This window comes from Roseobacter sp. HKCCA2468, assembly GCF_037805105.1.
Classification (GTDB): Bacteria; Pseudomonadota; Alphaproteobacteria; order Rhodobacterales; family Rhodobacteraceae; genus M30B80.
The window spans coordinates 635,956-651,657 of the sequence record NZ_JBBLYN010000001.1; the positions used below are offsets into that span (position 1 = coordinate 635,956).

A 15,702-nucleotide genomic window follows, 5' to 3' on the forward strand; every position below is an offset into this window, starting at 1 on the left:
CGGCCTGCCTTAGGGGCAGAGCAGAACATCGTTGAACACCGCGAACACCATCAACCCCATGATCAGGGTCAACCCAACCGTCATGAAAACACGCATGAACATTTCAGGCGGTTTGCGCCCTGCAACGGCCTCAAAGGCGTAAAGCATCAGATGCCCACCATCCAGAATTGGGATCGGGAAAAGGTTCATCAAACCAACCGCGGTAGAGAGAACCGCAATCAGCCAGATAAAGCTTGCAATCCCTTGCGCGGCGGCAGCACCTGAGGTTTCCGCAATTCCCACTGGGCCTTGCAGATTACAGGTCGAAATCGCCCCTGTGATCATATGCCAAAGCCCCGATAGCGATGAGGTGATGATGAACCCCGTTTGCGACACCCCATAGGAGAGCGCGGCCAAGGGCCCCACCGCCTCGGTTTGCGGAACAAAGAGCATGCCCCCCGTGACGCCGATCAGGTAACGCGTTTCAAACCCACCCGATGCGACAGGCAAATCGGTGCGCCGCGGCGACAGGGTCACAGCGATTTCCTGCCCCTCTTGGGTGCCATTTGCCCGCCAAAGCGTCAAATCAATCGGCGCACCCTCGGCCTGATCAACCGCCGCGCGGAGTTGGGAAAAGCTCCAAATATCCGCGCCATTCACGGCCAAAATCACATCGCCCTCGCGCAAGCCCGCCTCCATAGCCGCCGATTGCGGCTGAACGCCATCAACGACAGGCGGCAGCGGCGCTGAGGCCTCGACCAAAATGGCGCGATCATCGCGCAGCACTTCATAGCTCACACGCGGACGAGGCGGCAGGTCAGAGGCGATTTGCAAAAGCGCCGCAAAACTTTCGATCTCTTGCCCCTCAAGCGCAAGGATCAGATCCCCCGCCTCCAGCGATTGATAGACGGGCGGCAGGTCGCGCGGCGCCCCAACACGGGGCTCATCCGTTGCTTGACCCGAGACCAAGACCACGCCTGCGAAAATCGCAATGGACAGGATAAAATTGAACAACGGCCCCGCCACAACCGTGGCCGCGCGGGCCCAAAGGGGCGCGCCATGCATCGTATTACGCGCAGGCGTAACCGCCGCATCCGCCCCAACAGAGGCGGCATTCGCATCGCCTGCAAATTTGACATAACCGCCAAACGGCAAAGCCGCGATTTGCCATTGCGTGCCCCGCCGATCTTTGCGCGAGAGCAGCACAGGCCCGAACCCGATAGAAAACACATCCGCACGGATGCCAGACCACCGCCCGACAATGTAGTGACCATATTCATGGATCGCTACGATGATTGAAATCGCTGCAATAAAGGCCAACATGGTAAAGGCAAAACTGCCGAATTGGGGGAGGAAATCCATCACTTGCCCTGTATTTTATGTCTTTTTGATCCGCGCAGAAATCACTGACCGCGCCCGCACCCTCGCGAGATGGTTCATCGCGAGAACATCTGCAAGGGTTTCAAGCGGATTTGACAGGGTTAATTCCTTGGAAAGCGCAGCAAGCGTCTCTTCGACCACCGCGGCCATGTCCATAAATCCAATCTCGCGCGCCAAAAACGCGTCAAGCGCCACTTCTTTGGCGGCGTTGAACGCCGCCCCAGCCCCCCCGCGCATCTCCATCACATCGCGGGCAAGGCGCAAGGCAGGGAAACGCGCCAAATCTGGCGCCTCGAATTGCAGCTGCGCAATCTGCGCCAGATCAAGCCGCGCGACAGGAAGATCCTGACGCTTTGGCCAATATAAGGCATAGCCAATCGCATGGCGCATATCTGGCGGGCCAAGATGGGCCATCAACGCACCATCGCGAAACCCCACCAAAGCATGGATTAACGATTGCGGATGAATGATGGTCTCGATCTGCGCGGGCGAAATCCCGAAATATTCTCGCGTTTCAATGAGTTCCAGCGCCTTATTAAACATTGATGCACTGTCGATTGTAATCCTTTGCCCCATATCCCAATTCGGATGCGCCCCCGCATCTTCGGGTGTTGCATGGGCCAATTTCTCAATCGGCCAATGCCGTAACCCGCCGCCAGACGCGGTGATGATCACGCGCTCAACCTCGGCAATATCTTCACCGACAAGGGCTTGAAACACGGCGGAATGTTCGCTGTCTACGGGCAAGATCCGCGCGCCATGGGATGCGGCCGTTGCCAAAAGCAATTGCCCCGCCGCAACCAAGCTTTCCTTATTTGCCAAGGCCAGCGTTGCGCCTTGTTGCAGCGCCGCAAATCCAGGCGCGATGCCCGCCGCGCCTACAATGGCCGACATGACCCAATCGGCAGGGCGCGATGCGGCCTCGATCAACGCGGCCTCGCCTGCGGCGGCCTCAACCCCCGTCCCTGCAAGTGCAGATTTCAGATCAGGCAGTCGATCTTCATAGGCGGTTACCGCGATTTCGGCACGATGTGCGATGGCATCCCGCGCCAATTGGTCAATATTGCCCCCGCCCGAAAGTGCCACAACCCGATAGGCATCAGGGGCGCGCGCGATCAAATCGAGGGTGTTCTGCCCGATGGAGCCAGTGGCCCCAAAAATACTGACACGGCGCATCTGAGCAATTTTCCCTTATTGCGGTGGGAAGCTTGTTAAGCTTTCAACCAAGAGTAGCAAAGCCGCAGCGCCAATCATACCATCAAAACGATCGAAAACCCCGCCATGTCCGGGCAATAATCGCGAGCTGTCCTTGACCCCCACATGACGCTTAATGGCGCTTTCCGCCAAATCACCCATCTGGCTGGCAAAGGCCAAGGCAACTGAAATTGCAATAATCCCTGCGCCTGCTTCTGTTTGGGTCATATAGGCAACCCCAACGCAGCCCGCACCAATCCAGCCTGCAATCGTTCCAGACCATGTTTTCTTTGGGCTAACACGCGGCCAAAACTTTGGCCCACCCACAACGCGACCAACGAGATAACCTGCAATATCGGTCACAACCACAACCAAAACGAGCCATGTCATCCAGACAAAGCCAAAGGTCTCGCGATGTGCCAAAAGGCCGTAAGCGGCAAAGCTGATCAACAGCGCGAAGGGCATATATTTTTCGCGCCGCTCTTGCACCAAAACAAGGCCAAGAAAGGCAGGCAAAAACAAAATAGGCAGCGCATAGGCAGGTGGCAGACTATGGGCGGCATAAAGGCAGGCAATCATCCCTGCCCCAAGCCCCGTCGCGCGCATCAACGAGGCGCCCAACATCACTGCCAATTCCCAGATCAAAATCCCTGCGATCAGGAAAATCATGCCAACATAAACAGGGCCACCCAACCAAACCGCATAAAGACCCGTCACAGCCATCAAAAGCCCTGTGATCATACGCGGCCAGAAATCAGAAAACAGGCTTTGGGGTTGATCGCTCACGCAGTGACCCCACCAAAACGGCGCTCGCGCAGACCATAGCGGGCAAGAATTTCTGCAAATTCTTGGGCGGTGAAATCAGGCCAAAGCGTATTGACGAATTCATATTCAGAATAGGCAGATTGCCACAAAAGAAAATTCGAAATGCGCGCCTCGCCCGATGTGCGGATCACCAGATCAGGATCAGGCAACACATAGGTGTCGAGATATTTGGGGAAGGTTTCGTCATCAATATCAGCGGGTTTGATTTTCCCTGCGGCCACATCATGGGCCAAACGCTTGGCGGCGCGGCTCACCTCATCGCGGCCGCCATAATTCAAGGCAACCGTCAAATGCAGCTTGTCATTTTCAGCGGTCATCAATTCAAGATTGTCCATCATCTCGACCAAAGACGGCTCAAGGCGCACGCGATCCCCGATGAAACGCACCCGCACCCCGGCCTTGATCAAGGCCTTGGTTTCACTGGTCAGATACCGCCGAAACAGCCGCATGAGGCCCGCAACTTCTGTTTGGGTGCGTTTCCAGTTTTCGGTCGAAAAGGCGAAAATCGTCAGGTATTTCACACCTAGATCAGGGCAGGCCCGCGCGATTTCCTTGACCCGCGCAGCGCCCGCATGATGGCCAACAAGACGCGGGCGGCCGCGCATCTTTGCCCAACGACCATTGCCATCCATGATAATGGCGACATGGGCAGGATTGCTTCGGCTCATCCGCTTATCCCCTTTTTTGCTTTGCCTAGACCTGCATAATCTCGGCTTGCTTGCCCTCAAGCGCCGCGTCAACTTTGGCGATAAAACTATCGGTCAACTGTTGCACTTCGGCCTCCCAGAATTTCTGGTCATCCTCACTCAGGCCCGTTGATTTGGCTTTTTTAATTTGATCCATCCCGTCACGGCGCAAATTACGCACGGCCACACGGGCGTGTTCGGCATATTGCGCAGCAACTTTGGTCAATTCGCGGCGGCGTTCTTCGTTCAATTCGGGGATCGGCAGCATGATGATCGTGCCGTTCAGTTGCGGGTTAATACCCAAGCCCGATTCACGAATGGCTTTTTCCACCTTACCGACCATTGCCTTGTCCCACACATTGATGGTGACCATGCGGGGCTCTGGCACGTTTACGGTGCCCACCTGATTGATTGGGGTCATCTGGCCATAGGCCTCGACCATCACAGGTTCGAGCATGGTTGCGGAGGCGCGGCCTGTGCGCAGAGAGGCGAATTCCGTTTTCAGAGCGGAAATTGCGCCCTCCATCCGGCGGGTCAGATCATCTAGATCAAGTTCGAATTCATCTGCTGACATTGCCTCACTCCTCGCTTGTCAGGTCGCTTTGGCCCCATATAACCTGCGGGGCTGCCTGTTTCTATGGCTTTAGCGCACTTTTGTATAGGTTCCCTGCCCCGACAAAATCCCCCGAAATCCACCTGGCTCATCAAGGCTAAAGACAATGATCGGGGTGTCGTTTTCGCGCGCAAGCGCGATGGCCGAGGCATCCATGACGCCAAGATGCTGTGCGAGAACCTCATCATAGCTGATCTCGTCAAAGCGTTTCGCATCGGCGTGTTTTTTGGGATCTTTATCATAGACCCCGTCCACCTTGGTGCCCTTTAAGATTGCATCACAATGCATCTCATTGGCGCGCAATGTGGCGGCTGTATCTGTTGTGAAATAGGGGTTTCCTGTGCCTGCCGCAAAAATACAGACGCGCTTTTTCTCCAAATGGCGCACCGCACGGCGGCGGATATAAGGCTCGCAGACCTGATCCATCGGAATGGCCGAGATCACGCGGGTAAAGACCCCAAGCCCCTCAAGCGCGCTTTGCATCGCAAGCGCGTTCATCACCGTGGCCAGCATCCCCATATAATCGGCTGTGGTGCGCTCCATCCCCTGCGCGCTGCCTTGCAAGCCGCGAAAGATATTACCGCCTCCAATGACCATGCAAATTTCCACCCCCAGATCATGCACCGATTTTACCTCGCGCGCGATCCGCTCGACTGTGGGCGGATTGAGGCCAAAGCCCTTATCGCCCATCAAGGCCTCGCCCGAAATTTTCAGCATGACGCGTTTATAGGTTGTTTTGGGGGTGGCATCGCTTGCGGCCATGATATCCTCGTTCAAACGGGTGACAGGCCGCAGATCGGGCCAAAGCCACCAATGGGTGATTGAGCTTAGCGCATCATCGTCTAAAATGCGGATCACTTCAACGGTCGCGCCTGCCCTAGCGACTAAATATGCCAAAGCACGCCCAAGCGAAACCAGATATTGCTAGGCGCGCCGCAAAAGATCAGGAAAAAGGCACGGCATTGGACGCATTTAATTTGGAATTCGCAAAAGACATTGCGCCTGATCGTCCGATCCTGATTGCGGGGGCCACGGCCAGCGGGAAATCTGCGCTTGCCCTTGCCTTGGCTGACAGGTGGGGTGGGCAAATCATCAATGCAGACGCACTGCAAGTCTATGACGGATGGCGCCTCTTGACCGCCCGCCCCAGTGCCGCGGACGAGGAAAGATGCCCGCATCATCTCTATGGGCATGTGCCGTTTTTGGGCGATTATTCCGTGGGGGCATGGCTGCGCGATTTGGCGCCGCTGCTGCGAACAGGGCCGCGTCCCATTATCGTGGGGGGCACAGGGCTTTATTTTCGTGCGCTAACCGAAGGTTTGGCCGAAATCCCGCCCGTGCCAAAACCCGTGCGCATCGTGGCAGATGAACAAAGCCATGCCGCCCTTTTGGCCGATTTAGAGCAATCCGACCCCGTGATTTATGCAAAGATTGACCGACAAAACCGCGCCCGCGTTCAGCGCGCTTGGGAGGTGTGGCGCGCCACAGGCAAACCCCTCTCGCAATGGCAGGCTGAAACGCCCGCCCCCCTCCTGCCTCTGGATCATGTGGCGGCGTTCAAACTCATGGCGGATCGAGATTGGCTCAATGACCGCATCGCCCGCCGTTTCCATACAATGATAAAAGAGGGCGCATTGGATGAGGCGCGGGCCGCCTTGCCCCATTGGGATCAGGTGCAAGGCGCGGCAAAAGCCATCGGCGCACCTGAATTGATCGCCCACCTTCGTGGTGACATTTCGCTTGAGACAGCCATAGAGGCCGCCATTATCGCCTCGCGCCAATATGCAAAAAGGCAACGGACGTGGCTGCGCGCACAGTCCACAGGATGGACAGATCTATATATTCCTGTCTAAATTTTAGGTGCCTATAAATTTGGGGATATAGGCACGAATCGGATAGGGGATAATGTCGGATCAGCAAGAGGTGGGCCCTACCAACGCGCCCGCCTATGCCGCACGAACGATTGGTCAAATTCGACTTCATGGCACTTGGCGGCATGAATTGGCGCATCACTGCCCCAAATCGCGCTTGTTTTGGCTGACGCGCGGCACAACCCGCATCACGGCGGATTTGCACCCGATCATGGCCACAGGCCCCAAGATTTTATTTATTCCAGCGTCAATGCTGTTGTCGATTGAATTGCCCACGCAATTACAAGGCCATGTGGCCTATTTCCCAAATCTTGCCGATTTGGAATTGCCGCAAACATCCCTTTGCCTCACGCCCAGTTCCGCCGAAGCGCAGGTGGAGTTGACGGGCCTAATTGAGCGGATGGCGCGGCTAGAAGATCAAGACACCTCTTCGGCGAGACGGATGAAACTGGGATTTGGTCTGCTGCTCTCAGCGATGCTTGAGCGTGAAAGACTCATTTCCAGCCAACGTGACCGCGATGCCACTCACAGATTGCGCACCCAAATCAAAAAGCCCAGCAAATCGGCGCAGCTCCTCTCGCGTTTTGCGGCGCTCTTGGCGCAAGGGTTCAACGCTCAATTGGGCGTGTCCGACTATGCCGCGCGCCTTGATGTGACGCCCACCCATCTCACGCGCATCTGTCGCGAAATCACAGGGCGCACGGCCCTTGCCCTGATCAATGAGGTGCTGATGGCCGAGGCCCGCCGCCGTTTGGTCGATACCCATGACAGCGCCGCAAAAATCGCACGCGATTTAGGCTATTCGTCACCCGCCTATTTCACCCGCGCCTTTGGCCAAGAAACAGGCACAACCCCCACCGGATATCGCGATCAAAAACAGGGGCAATGGCACAGCACGCGCCACCGATAGCCCCTGTTTCACTTAGCCATGCAGCGCCTCAATGACAGCGCGGGTGGTAATTTTTCCCTTGGGCTGACCGCGTTCTTCGACAATTACGGTGTTGCCCTTTGATTGCGCGACCACCATCAACGCATCTTGCAAAATAGTGTCAGCATCCAAGCGCGGTGCAGAGTCAGGCAATTTCCCACGACCCAGAGGTTGCATGATGGAACCCAATTTGATCACGCGGGCGCGGTTGATGTCCTTGATGAAATCCTCAATGTAATCATCGGCAGGACGCAACACGATATCTTGCGCGCTGCCTTGCTGCACCAAATGACCATCGCGCAAAATCGCGATATTGTCGCCAAGGCGCAGCGCCTCGTCCAAATCATGGGTGATGAAGACAATCGTTTTGTGCAGTTCCTTTTGCAGATCAATCAAAATGGATTGCATATCATAGCGGATCAACGGGTCGAGCGCGGAAAACGCCTCGTCCATCAGCAAGATATCAGCATCCGTTGCCAAACCGCGCGCCAGACCCACGCGCTGCCGCATGCCGCCCGACAATTGACCTGGATAATTGTTTTCATACCCCTCAAGCCCCACGCGGGAAATCCATTGCTTGGCCCGCTTTTCGGCCTCGCTCTCATCCACGCCTTGCACGATCAAGCCATAGGTGACGTTTTCAATCACACGGCGATGCGGGAAAAGACCAAAATGTTGAAACACCATCGACATCTTGAAACGCCGCAGATCCCGCAAAGCATCCTTGTCCATGGTCAAAACATTTTCGCCATCCACCAAAATTTCACCTGCGGTCGGCTCAATCAGGCGGTTGATATGGCGGATTAGGGTGGATTTACCCGACCCCGACAACCCCATCACCACCTGAATATTTTGCGGCGCAATATCAAGCGAGACGTTATCCACGCCCAGAACATGCCCCGTTTCTTCGCGCAAAGCATCCTTGCCCATGCCTGACTGGACGGATTTCAACGCCTTTTGCGGAGATTTTCCAAAAATCTTATAAAGGTTTTTGATTTGAATTTTGGGATCGCTCATTTCTCGCCCCCCTCACGATGCGCCTGTAGGCGTTTGCCATAGGATTGGCTGACGCGGTCGAAAATGATGGCCAGCGCGACAATCGCCAAACCATTCATCAAACCAAGGGCCAAATATTGGTTGGAAATCGCGCGCAATACGGGCACGCCAAGACCCCGCACCCCGATCATTGACGCAATTACAACCATGGCCAAAGCCATCATGATCGTCTGGTTCACGCCTGCGAAAATATTGGGCAAAGCCAAGGGAATTTGCACATCAAATAGCTTCTGGCGCGGGCTTGCGCCAAAGGCCTCAGCCGCTTCTAAAACCTCGCGATCCACCAAACGGATGCCGAGATTTGTCAGTCGCACGATGGGGGGAATGGCATAGATGCAAACTGCAATCAGACCAGGCACCTTGCCAATACCAAGCAGCATAACCACGGGGATCAAATACACAAATGACGGGATTGTCTGCATCACATCCAAAATCGGCGTAATCGCGCCCTGCAGCCTGTCGGATTTTGCCATCAAAATCCCCAAAGGGATCCCCACGATGATACAAACAAAGGTTGCGACCGAAATGATCGCCAAAGTCGCCATCGTATCTTCCCACATTCCAAAATAGCCAATTACGGCAAAGGCAAGGAATGTTCCGATGGTGATTTTCCATGACCGTGAGCCAAGCCACGCAAGCCCGCTGAGAACGACCAAGATAATTGGCCAAGGCGTGGCCAGAAGCAGTTTTTCAAACCACACCAAGAAATGCAAAAGCGGGCTGAAAAATATCTCAAGCGCCTCTCCATAGGCACGCGAAAAGGCGCGGAACCCGTCATCAATGCCCTGTTGTAATTGGCTCAGATCGCGGCGCCCGATGCTTGGAAATTCGGCAAAGAAATCCCACATTTAGATGGCCTCGTATATTTTAATGAATTGAAAAAGCGGAAAGGACAGCGCCCTTTCCGCTTGGATGTCTATGCCCGTCTCAATCGCACAGACAGCGTTTTACAGCGCGCTGCGAATGGCAGCGGCGGCATCCTCGGTCACCCATTGCGTCCAAATATCCTCATGGGTGGCCAGAAATTCAAAGGCCGCAGCCTCGCCCGTGGCTTGGTTATCGGTCATGTAGACCAACATCGCGTTCATCGCCTCACCGGGGAAGATGCGGTTGGCCAGATAATCCACCGCGATACCACCCTCCTGCATCAGGCGATCTGTGATGACCGTATGCACCTCGGATTCGGTATAAGAGGTTGGCTGTGGATCAAGGCATTCCTGCTCTGGCTTCACGATACAGCCATCCCAGTTTTCAGAACCGCCCCACGGGGTTTCCCACTCCAACATCACAAGGTTGTATTTGCCGACAACGGCGGTAGGCGACCAGTAATAGCCGAACCAATATTCGCCCCGATCCACCGCACGGGCGATTGAGCCATCAAGCCCTGCCGCGGATCCAGGATCGACCAAATGCCACCCCAAATCTTCCATGCCGTAGGCGCGGAACAGTTGCGCATTCGACAATTGGCAACCCCACCCCGCGGGGCAGCCCATGAAAGCACCCATATCTTCGTCTTCCGCCCATGGGAACAGATCAGGCCGCGCCAGCACTTTCTCGACTGTGTCTAATTCGGGGTGATCAATCGCAAATTGCGGATCAACCCACCACCCTTCACCAAGGCCAGTAATCGGGCCTTGCACCACGGAATGCAGGCTGCCTTCGGCAATCGCATTGTTCAGCGGGTCGCGCACCGCGTTGATCCACAATTCAGGCGCGACATCAGGTTCCGCCTTTTCATTCATCGAGGTGAAAGTGGTCATGGTCGCACCAGGGATCAGCTCGACATCGCAGCCATAGCCTTCCTCAAGGATGATCTTGTCGACATTTGCCATCAATTCGGCAGATGCCCAGTTCATTTCAGCAATGGTCAATGAACCACAATCTTGCGCAGATGCAGCCCCCCCAAACCCAAGCGCGGCAGCGCCAACAATGCCAGCGGCAAGCGGTTTTACGAATTTCATATGATCTCTCCTGTCGGTCGTTTTATTTTGGGCCGCGCAAAGCGACCCAGACGAATTATGTCGCTATCGTTCTATAACGACTTAAAATTCTCAAGCTCTTATTTCTAAAATCATCCTAAGACACTGAAATAATGTGATTAAAAATATTGCACAACCCACGGATGAATATCGCAAAAGCGACATTTATTTGCTTTGCGACACCATTTTACAATTCAGTCACAAACCAAACGCCAAAAAAATGGGGGCGCCGATGGCACCCCCAGTTTCGCTGATCAAGCTCACTCTATTTACCGCCCGTTGTTTCTGCCTGCGGCTTGATCCGCGTCAGGGGCGAGCGCACCCGCCCCGTGTTCCCCTCCCGCTGCGCGTGATCGTGGGCAAACGACCATCAGCGCGGCGGGATGGAAAATCTGTGCTTAACTGCAGCCCGATGTGCCGCCGCAGGTGTTGCACTTCATGCATGTGCCGTTGCGCACGAGGGTGTAGTTCCCACATTCCCCACAAGCCTCGCCCTCATAGCCTTGCATCTTGGCCTTTGTGCGCGCGTCAATCTCAACGGCGGCTGTGGTGACAGCAGCAGCTTGCACCGCCTCGGCCACGACCGCACCAGATTGGCCAACCGCCGTAGCGGCAAGGCTAGAGACACCCCCCTGCAACACGACCAAATCCTGTGGGACACGCTTGCGCAAATAGCCTGTTGAGCTGATCTGTTTGAGCACTTCCAAGGATTTTGACGCCGCGCTGTCGGACAGTTCCTTGACGTTCGAGACACCCTCTTCGACACCGCGGCCCATATCGTCAAAGCTTGCGCCTTCTGGCTTTACATGGGCCAGATCGGTGCGGTCGAGATAGGACACCGCCAATTCGCGGAAGATGTAATCAAGGATCGAAGTTGCATTCTTGATCGAGTCATTGCCCTGCACCATGCCCGAAGGCTCGAACTTGGTGAAGGTGAAGGCATCCACGAATTCCTCAAGCGGCACACCATATTGCAGGCCAACCGATACTGCGATGGCGAAGTTGTTCATCATAGCACGGAAGCCTGCGCCCTCTTTGTGCATATCGATGAAAATCTCACCAAGCGCGCCATCGGCATATTCGCCTGTGCGCAGATAGACCTTGTGACCGCCCACAATCGCCTTCTGGGTGTAGCCTTTGCGGCGTTCAGGCAGTTTCTCGCGCTTGGCGCGGGCCACTTCCTTGATCACAATCTTTTCGATCACCTTTTCCGCCAAAACAGCCGCTTTTTCCTGCGGGCTGCCGCTTTCAAGGATCTCTGCCGCCTCGTCATCATCTTCGACCAAGGCCGCTGCCAAAGGCTGGCTCAATTTCGAGCCATCACGATACAGCGCATTTGCCTTGATCCCCAAAGACCAGCTCAATTCATAGGCCTCTTGGCAATCTTCGATTGTCGCCGAATTTGGCATGTTGATCGTCTTGGAAATCGCGCCAGAGATAAAGCTCTGCGCTGCAGCCATCATATAGATATGGCTGTTGACCGAGAGGTAACGCTTGCCCTTCTTGCCGCATGGGTTGGCGCAATCGAACACGTTGTAATGCTCTTCCTTTAGGAAAGGTGCGCCCTCCAAGGTCATGGTGCCGCAGACATGATCATTGGCAGCTTCGATGTCCTGCTTCGAGAAGCCCAAATGTTGCAGAAGATTGAAGCTCGGATCATTCAGCTTGGCCTGTGGAATGCCCAAGGTTTTGGTGCAGAATTCCTCACCCAAGGTCCACTGGTTGAACACAAAGCGGATATCAAAGGCCTGTGGCAAAGCCGCTTCGATCTTGTCCAATTCAGCCTGACCAAACCCATGCCCCACCAAGGCGGTATGGTTGATACCAGGCGCATTGCCAAGCGTGCCATGGCCGACCGCATAGGCAATGATTTCTTCAATCTCGGAGGAAGAATAGCCCAGTTTTTCCAAGGCGGCAGGCACAGAGCGGTTGATGATTTTGAAGTAACCACCACCGGCCAGTTTCTTGAACTTTACCAATGCGAAATCGGGCTCGATGCCTGTTGTGTCGCAATCCATGACCAGACCGATTGTGCCCGTTGGCGCAATCACAGTGGCCTGAGCGTTGCGATAGCCATGCTTTTGGCCCAAATCCAACGCCTCATCCCATGCTTGCTTGGCCAGATCAACCAGACGCGCATCGGGGCAGTTGGCGTGATCCAATGGCACAGGGGTGACGTTGACATCTTCATAACCATCCGCCTCGCCATAGGCCGCACGGCGATGGTTACGGATGACGCGCAGCATATTATCCGCGTTGCGCTTATACCCTGAGAATGGCCCCAGTTCAGACGCGATTTCCGCAGATGTTGCATAGGACACGCCCGTCATAAGCGCCGTCAATGCACCGCATAATGCGCGCCCCTCATCACTGTCATAGCCCAAGCCCATATTCATCAACAGGCCGCCAATATTGGCATAACCCAGACCCAATGTGCGGAAATCATAAGAAAGCTGCGCGATTTCCTTTGAGGGGAACTGCGCCATCATCACCGAGATTTCCAAAGTCAATGTCCAAAGCCGGGTCGCGTGCATGTAGCCATCTGCATCAAACTTGCCATCCTTGTAGAAGGTCAGCAGGTTCATGGAGGCAAGGTTACAAGCCGTATCGTCCAAGAACATATATTCCGAACAGGGGTTCGACCCACGGATCGGCCCGTCTGCAGGGCATGTGTGCCATGCGTTAACGGTGTCATGGAACTGGATGCCAGGATCAGCGCAGGCCCATGCAGCATGACCAACCTTTTCCCACAGATCACGGGCCTGCAGGGTTTTGGTGGGCTTGCCGTTCACGCGTGATTTCAGATGCCATTCCGCATCATCCTTGACCGCCTGAAGGAAATCATCCGTCACGCGGATCGAGTTGTTGGAATTCTGACCCGAGACGCTGGCATAAGCCTCGCTGTCCCAATCTGTGTCATAGGTCGGAAATTCAATCGATGTGTAACCCTGACGCGCATAATCCAAGACGCGCTTGATATAGGTTTCGGGGATCGACACCTTTTTCGCCGCGCGGATTGCATCCTTCAGCGCGCCGTTTTTCGCCGGGTCGGTCGCATCCGCGAGATCCCCGTCCCATGTCTTGACCGCCGCAAAGAGACCGTTGAGCATTTTCTCATGCATCTTCGAGCCTGCAACAAGCGAAGCAACCTTCTGTTCTTCGATCACCTTCCAATCGATGAAGGCTTCGATATCCGGGTGGTCTGCATCCACGATCACCATCTTTGCCGCGCGGCGTGTGGTGCCGCCCGACTTGATGGCGCCTGCCGCACGGTCACCGATTTTCAAAAAGCCCATCAGACCGCTGGATTTGCCGCCGCCCGACAGTTTTTCACCTTCGCCACGCAGCATCGAAAAGTTCGTGCCTGTGCCAGAGCCATATTTGAACAGGCGCGCTTCACGCACCCAGAGATCCATGATCCCGCCCTCATTCACCAGATCGTCCGCAACGGATTGGATGAAGCAAGCATGCGGTTGGGGATGCTCATAGGCCGAGGCTGATTTGGTCAGCTTACCCGTTTTATAATCAACATAGTGGTGGCCTTGGCTTGGGCCATCAATGCCATAAGCCCAGTGGAGGCCTGTGTTGAACCACTGCGGGCTGTTTGGCGCGGCCATCTGGCGCGCGAGCATCAATTGCATTTCTTCGAAATAGGCGCGCGCATCGGCCTCGGTCGAGAAATAGCCGCCTTTCCATCCCCAATAGGCCCATGCCCCTGCCAAACGGCGGAACACTTGCTTGGCGGATGTTTCGCCCACAATGCGCTGATCTTCGGGCAGCTCGGCCAAGGCCTCGTCATCCGCCACATGGCGCCAAAGGAAATCAGGCACACCCTTTTCTTTCACGGGCTTCAGCCGTGCAGGAACGCCTGCTTTGCGGAAATATTTCTGTGCGATCACATCCGAGGCAACTTGGCTCCACGATTTGGGAACCTCTACTTCGTCTAGTTTAAAGACGATGGTGCCGTCTGGATTGCGAATTTCAGAAGATGTGAGAGTGAATTCGAGATCTGCGTATACATCTGCGCCGTCGCGGGTGAACCTACGTTCAATTTTCATGGCTGCCTCTTTTGTTACTAGCCCTGTTCCAACTAACGCGGCCTGCCAGCGTCTTACGCGCTCTGACCGTCTTTTTTTGCGGAACCAGCCCGACACACCCAAACAAATTTGCCCGCACCGCCAAAAGAGGTTCGCTATGACAAAGGTTGAGGAACTGCCCCGCACCGAGACCACTAGATATTGTAGTGACACTCTCAGCCCCCACAACCTGACGTAGGGACACATATTTGGTCAATCGGTTTTTTTGTGAATTTTCAAAATTTTCAGTCTTGAAATCTGCCCAAACTGCAAAACCGCAAGAGGCGCTGTGATTCATCAAATCCCCTACAACAGGCTCAATTTGTGAAAGAATTGTTACAGCACGACAGGTTAGACCATGAAACGAAAGCCATGGATCAGGCCGCGCGCATCGTGGTGCGGTCGACAAATAAAAACATTGGCCCCAAGATCTGCCCACAAAATATAGTATGTCTTTTAGAGGTAAATTCACGCCAAAGGCAGATCGCGCCCCATCTCAGGCTCAAATGACGATCTGCTTTTGTGGAAGTGGTCGGGGCGATAGGATTCGAACCTACGACCTACGGTACCCAAAACCGCCGCGCTACCAGGCTGCGCCACGCCCCGACTGCGTGCCTCTTAGCGCCTCTTTTCACGGATGAAAAGAGCACTCATGCACTTCTATTGAACTTCACAGGGCCACAAAGCGCCCTGTTGTGGCATTTGCGGGTGGCGGATCACCGCACCGACCTGCAAATTCAGCATTTCTGACATGCCACCATTGATTTCCAGCACTGCGAGAATCTCATCACCGCCACGGATGGGCGTGCGATCAAGGGGAATCGCGTTTTCATGGATGTGAACCACTTGCCCGCGCGAATCGATGAACAGCATATCAAGCGGGATCAGCGTGTTTTCCATCCAAAAGCTGGCGGGCTGCGGACGCTCGTAGATGAATAACATCCCCGCCATACGCGGCATTGCGGGGCGATTCATCAAACCGACTGCGCGCTCTTGCGGATCGTCTGCGATTTCCACTGTAAAGCGTGCCGTCCCGAAATCACCTTTGATCTCGACCCGTTCGGGGCGGCAGGCCGCCCGCGCAGATATCGCACTGAAAGCCAACCCTAGGGCCG

Annotated in this window: 14 protein-coding genes and 1 tRNA gene; 2 read left to right on the forward strand and 13 right to left on the reverse strand. The window is 55.1% G+C overall.

Going from position 1 to position 15,702, the window contains the following annotated elements:
- Positions 1–9: 9 nt before the first annotated feature.
- The 6 genes from rseP to pyrH all read right to left on the reverse strand — a co-directional run bounded on the left by rseP (position 10) and on the right by pyrH (position 5,439).
- Positions 10–1,341, reverse strand: a complete 1,332-nt coding sequence (rseP, locus tag AAC620_RS03220) for an RIP metalloprotease RseP (RefSeq protein WP_340242778.1) — start codon at positions 1,339–1,341, stop codon at positions 10–12.
- A 15-nt stretch (positions 1,342–1,356) separates the two neighbouring features.
- Positions 1,357–2,535, reverse strand: a complete 1,179-nt coding sequence (gene dxr / locus AAC620_RS03225; protein WP_340242779.1) for a 1-deoxy-D-xylulose-5-phosphate reductoisomerase — start codon at positions 2,533–2,535, stop codon at positions 1,357–1,359.
- A 15-nt stretch (positions 2,536–2,550) separates the two neighbouring features.
- Entirely contained in the window at positions 2,551–3,339 is a 789-nt protein-coding gene (locus AAC620_RS03230; protein WP_340242780.1) for a phosphatidate cytidylyltransferase, read from the reverse strand.
- Positions 3,336–4,136: an isoprenyl transferase gene (locus AAC620_RS03235; protein WP_445322446.1), complete on the reverse strand. Its 801-nt coding sequence runs from the start codon at positions 4,134–4,136 to the stop codon at positions 3,336–3,338. The genes AAC620_RS03230 and AAC620_RS03235 overlap by 4 nt, the downstream gene beginning before the upstream one ends.
- Positions 4,072–4,638, reverse strand: a complete 567-nt coding sequence (gene frr / locus AAC620_RS03240; RefSeq protein ID WP_340242782.1) for a ribosome recycling factor — start codon at positions 4,636–4,638, stop codon at positions 4,072–4,074. Before frr ends, AAC620_RS03235 begins: the two co-directional genes overlap by 65 nt.
- 69 nt (positions 4,639–4,707) lie before the next feature.
- A complete protein-coding gene (gene pyrH, locus AAC620_RS03245) occupies positions 4,708–5,439 on the reverse strand; it encodes a UMP kinase (RefSeq protein WP_340243602.1) in 732 nt (243 codons plus the stop codon).
- A 128-nt stretch (positions 5,440–5,567) separates the two neighbouring features.
- On the opposite strand from pyrH, the gene miaA reads away from it, so the two are divergent.
- Positions 5,568–6,530, forward strand: a complete 963-nt coding sequence (gene miaA / locus AAC620_RS03250) for a tRNA (adenosine(37)-N6)-dimethylallyltransferase MiaA (protein ID WP_340242783.1) — start codon at positions 5,568–5,570, stop codon at positions 6,528–6,530.
- A gap of 52 nt (positions 6,531–6,582) precedes the next feature.
- Positions 6,583–7,458, forward strand: coding sequence for a helix-turn-helix domain-containing protein (locus tag AAC620_RS03255; RefSeq protein WP_340242784.1), 876 nt, complete (start codon positions 6,583–6,585; stop codon positions 7,456–7,458).
- Between the two features lie 12 nt (positions 7,459–7,470).
- On the opposite strand, the gene AAC620_RS03260 is transcribed toward AAC620_RS03255, so the two are convergent.
- From AAC620_RS03260 to AAC620_RS03290, 7 genes are all read right to left on the reverse strand, one after another.
- Positions 7,471–8,493 (reverse strand): quaternary amine ABC transporter ATP-binding protein, encoded by a 1,023-nt coding sequence (locus AAC620_RS03260; protein ID WP_340242785.1) that lies wholly within the window; start codon positions 8,491–8,493, stop codon positions 7,471–7,473.
- A complete protein-coding gene (locus AAC620_RS03265; RefSeq protein ID WP_317654562.1) occupies positions 8,490–9,380 on the reverse strand; it encodes an ABC transporter permease in 891 nt (296 codons plus the stop codon). The genes AAC620_RS03260 and AAC620_RS03265 overlap by 4 nt, the downstream gene beginning before the upstream one ends.
- 99 nt (positions 9,381–9,479) lie before the next feature.
- Positions 9,480–10,493 carry an ABC transporter substrate-binding protein gene (locus AAC620_RS03270; protein ID WP_340242786.1) on the reverse strand — a complete coding sequence of 338 codons (1,014 nt, stop codon included), beginning with the start codon at positions 10,491–10,493 and terminating at the stop codon, positions 9,480–9,482.
- Between the two features lie 416 nt (positions 10,494–10,909).
- Entirely contained in the window at positions 10,910–14,569 is a 3,660-nt protein-coding gene (locus AAC620_RS03275) for a vitamin B12-dependent ribonucleotide reductase (protein ID WP_340242787.1), read from the reverse strand.
- Complete coding sequence (locus AAC620_RS03280) at positions 14,559–14,885, reverse strand: hypothetical protein (RefSeq protein ID WP_340242788.1); 327 nt, start codon at positions 14,883–14,885, stop codon at positions 14,559–14,561. The genes AAC620_RS03275 and AAC620_RS03280 overlap by 11 nt, the downstream gene beginning before the upstream one ends.
- Positions 14,886–15,116: 231 nt before the next feature.
- Positions 15,117–15,193 (reverse strand) — tRNA-Pro (locus tag AAC620_RS03285).
- Positions 15,194–15,247: 54 nt separating this feature from the next.
- A complete protein-coding gene (locus tag AAC620_RS03290) occupies positions 15,248–15,691 on the reverse strand; it encodes a DUF192 domain-containing protein (protein WP_340242789.1) in 444 nt (147 codons plus the stop codon).
- Positions 15,692–15,702 lie beyond the last annotated feature (11 nt).

Bases quoted from the DNA above. Each gene is read 5' to 3' on its own strand.
- AAC620_RS03270 (WP_340242786.1), bottom strand. From the start codon at position 10,493: ATGAAATTCGTAAAACCGCTTGCCGCTGGCATTGTTGGCGCTGCCGCG.
- AAC620_RS03255 (WP_340242784.1), top strand. From the start codon at position 6,583: ATGTCGGATCAGCAAGAGGTGGGCCCTACCAACGCGCCCGCCTATGCC.
- rseP (WP_340242778.1), bottom strand. From the start codon at position 1,341: ATGGATTTCCTCCCCCAATTCGGCAGTTTTGCCTTTACCATGTTGGCC.
- dxr (WP_340242779.1), bottom strand. From the start codon at position 2,535: ATGCGCCGTGTCAGTATTTTTGGGGCCACTGGCTCCATCGGGCAGAAC.
- AAC620_RS03275 (WP_340242787.1), bottom strand. From the start codon at position 14,569: ATGAAAATTGAACGTAGGTTCACCCGCGACGGCGCAGATGTATACGCA.
- AAC620_RS03265 (WP_317654562.1), bottom strand. From the start codon at position 9,380: ATGTGGGATTTCTTTGCCGAATTTCCAAGCATCGGGCGCCGCGATCTG.
- frr (WP_340242782.1), bottom strand. From the start codon at position 4,638: ATGTCAGCAGATGAATTCGAACTTGATCTAGATGATCTGACCCGCCGG.
- miaA (WP_340242783.1), top strand. From the start codon at position 5,568: ATGCCAAAGCACGCCCAAGCGAAACCAGATATTGCTAGGCGCGCCGCA.
- AAC620_RS03260 (WP_340242785.1), bottom strand. From the start codon at position 8,493: ATGAGCGATCCCAAAATTCAAATCAAAAACCTTTATAAGATTTTTGGA.
- AAC620_RS03280 (WP_340242788.1), bottom strand. From the start codon at position 14,885: ATGAATCACAGCGCCTCTTGCGGTTTTGCAGTTTGGGCAGATTTCAAG.
- pyrH (WP_340243602.1), bottom strand. From the start codon at position 5,439: ATGGCCGCAAGCGATGCCACCCCCAAAACAACCTATAAACGCGTCATG.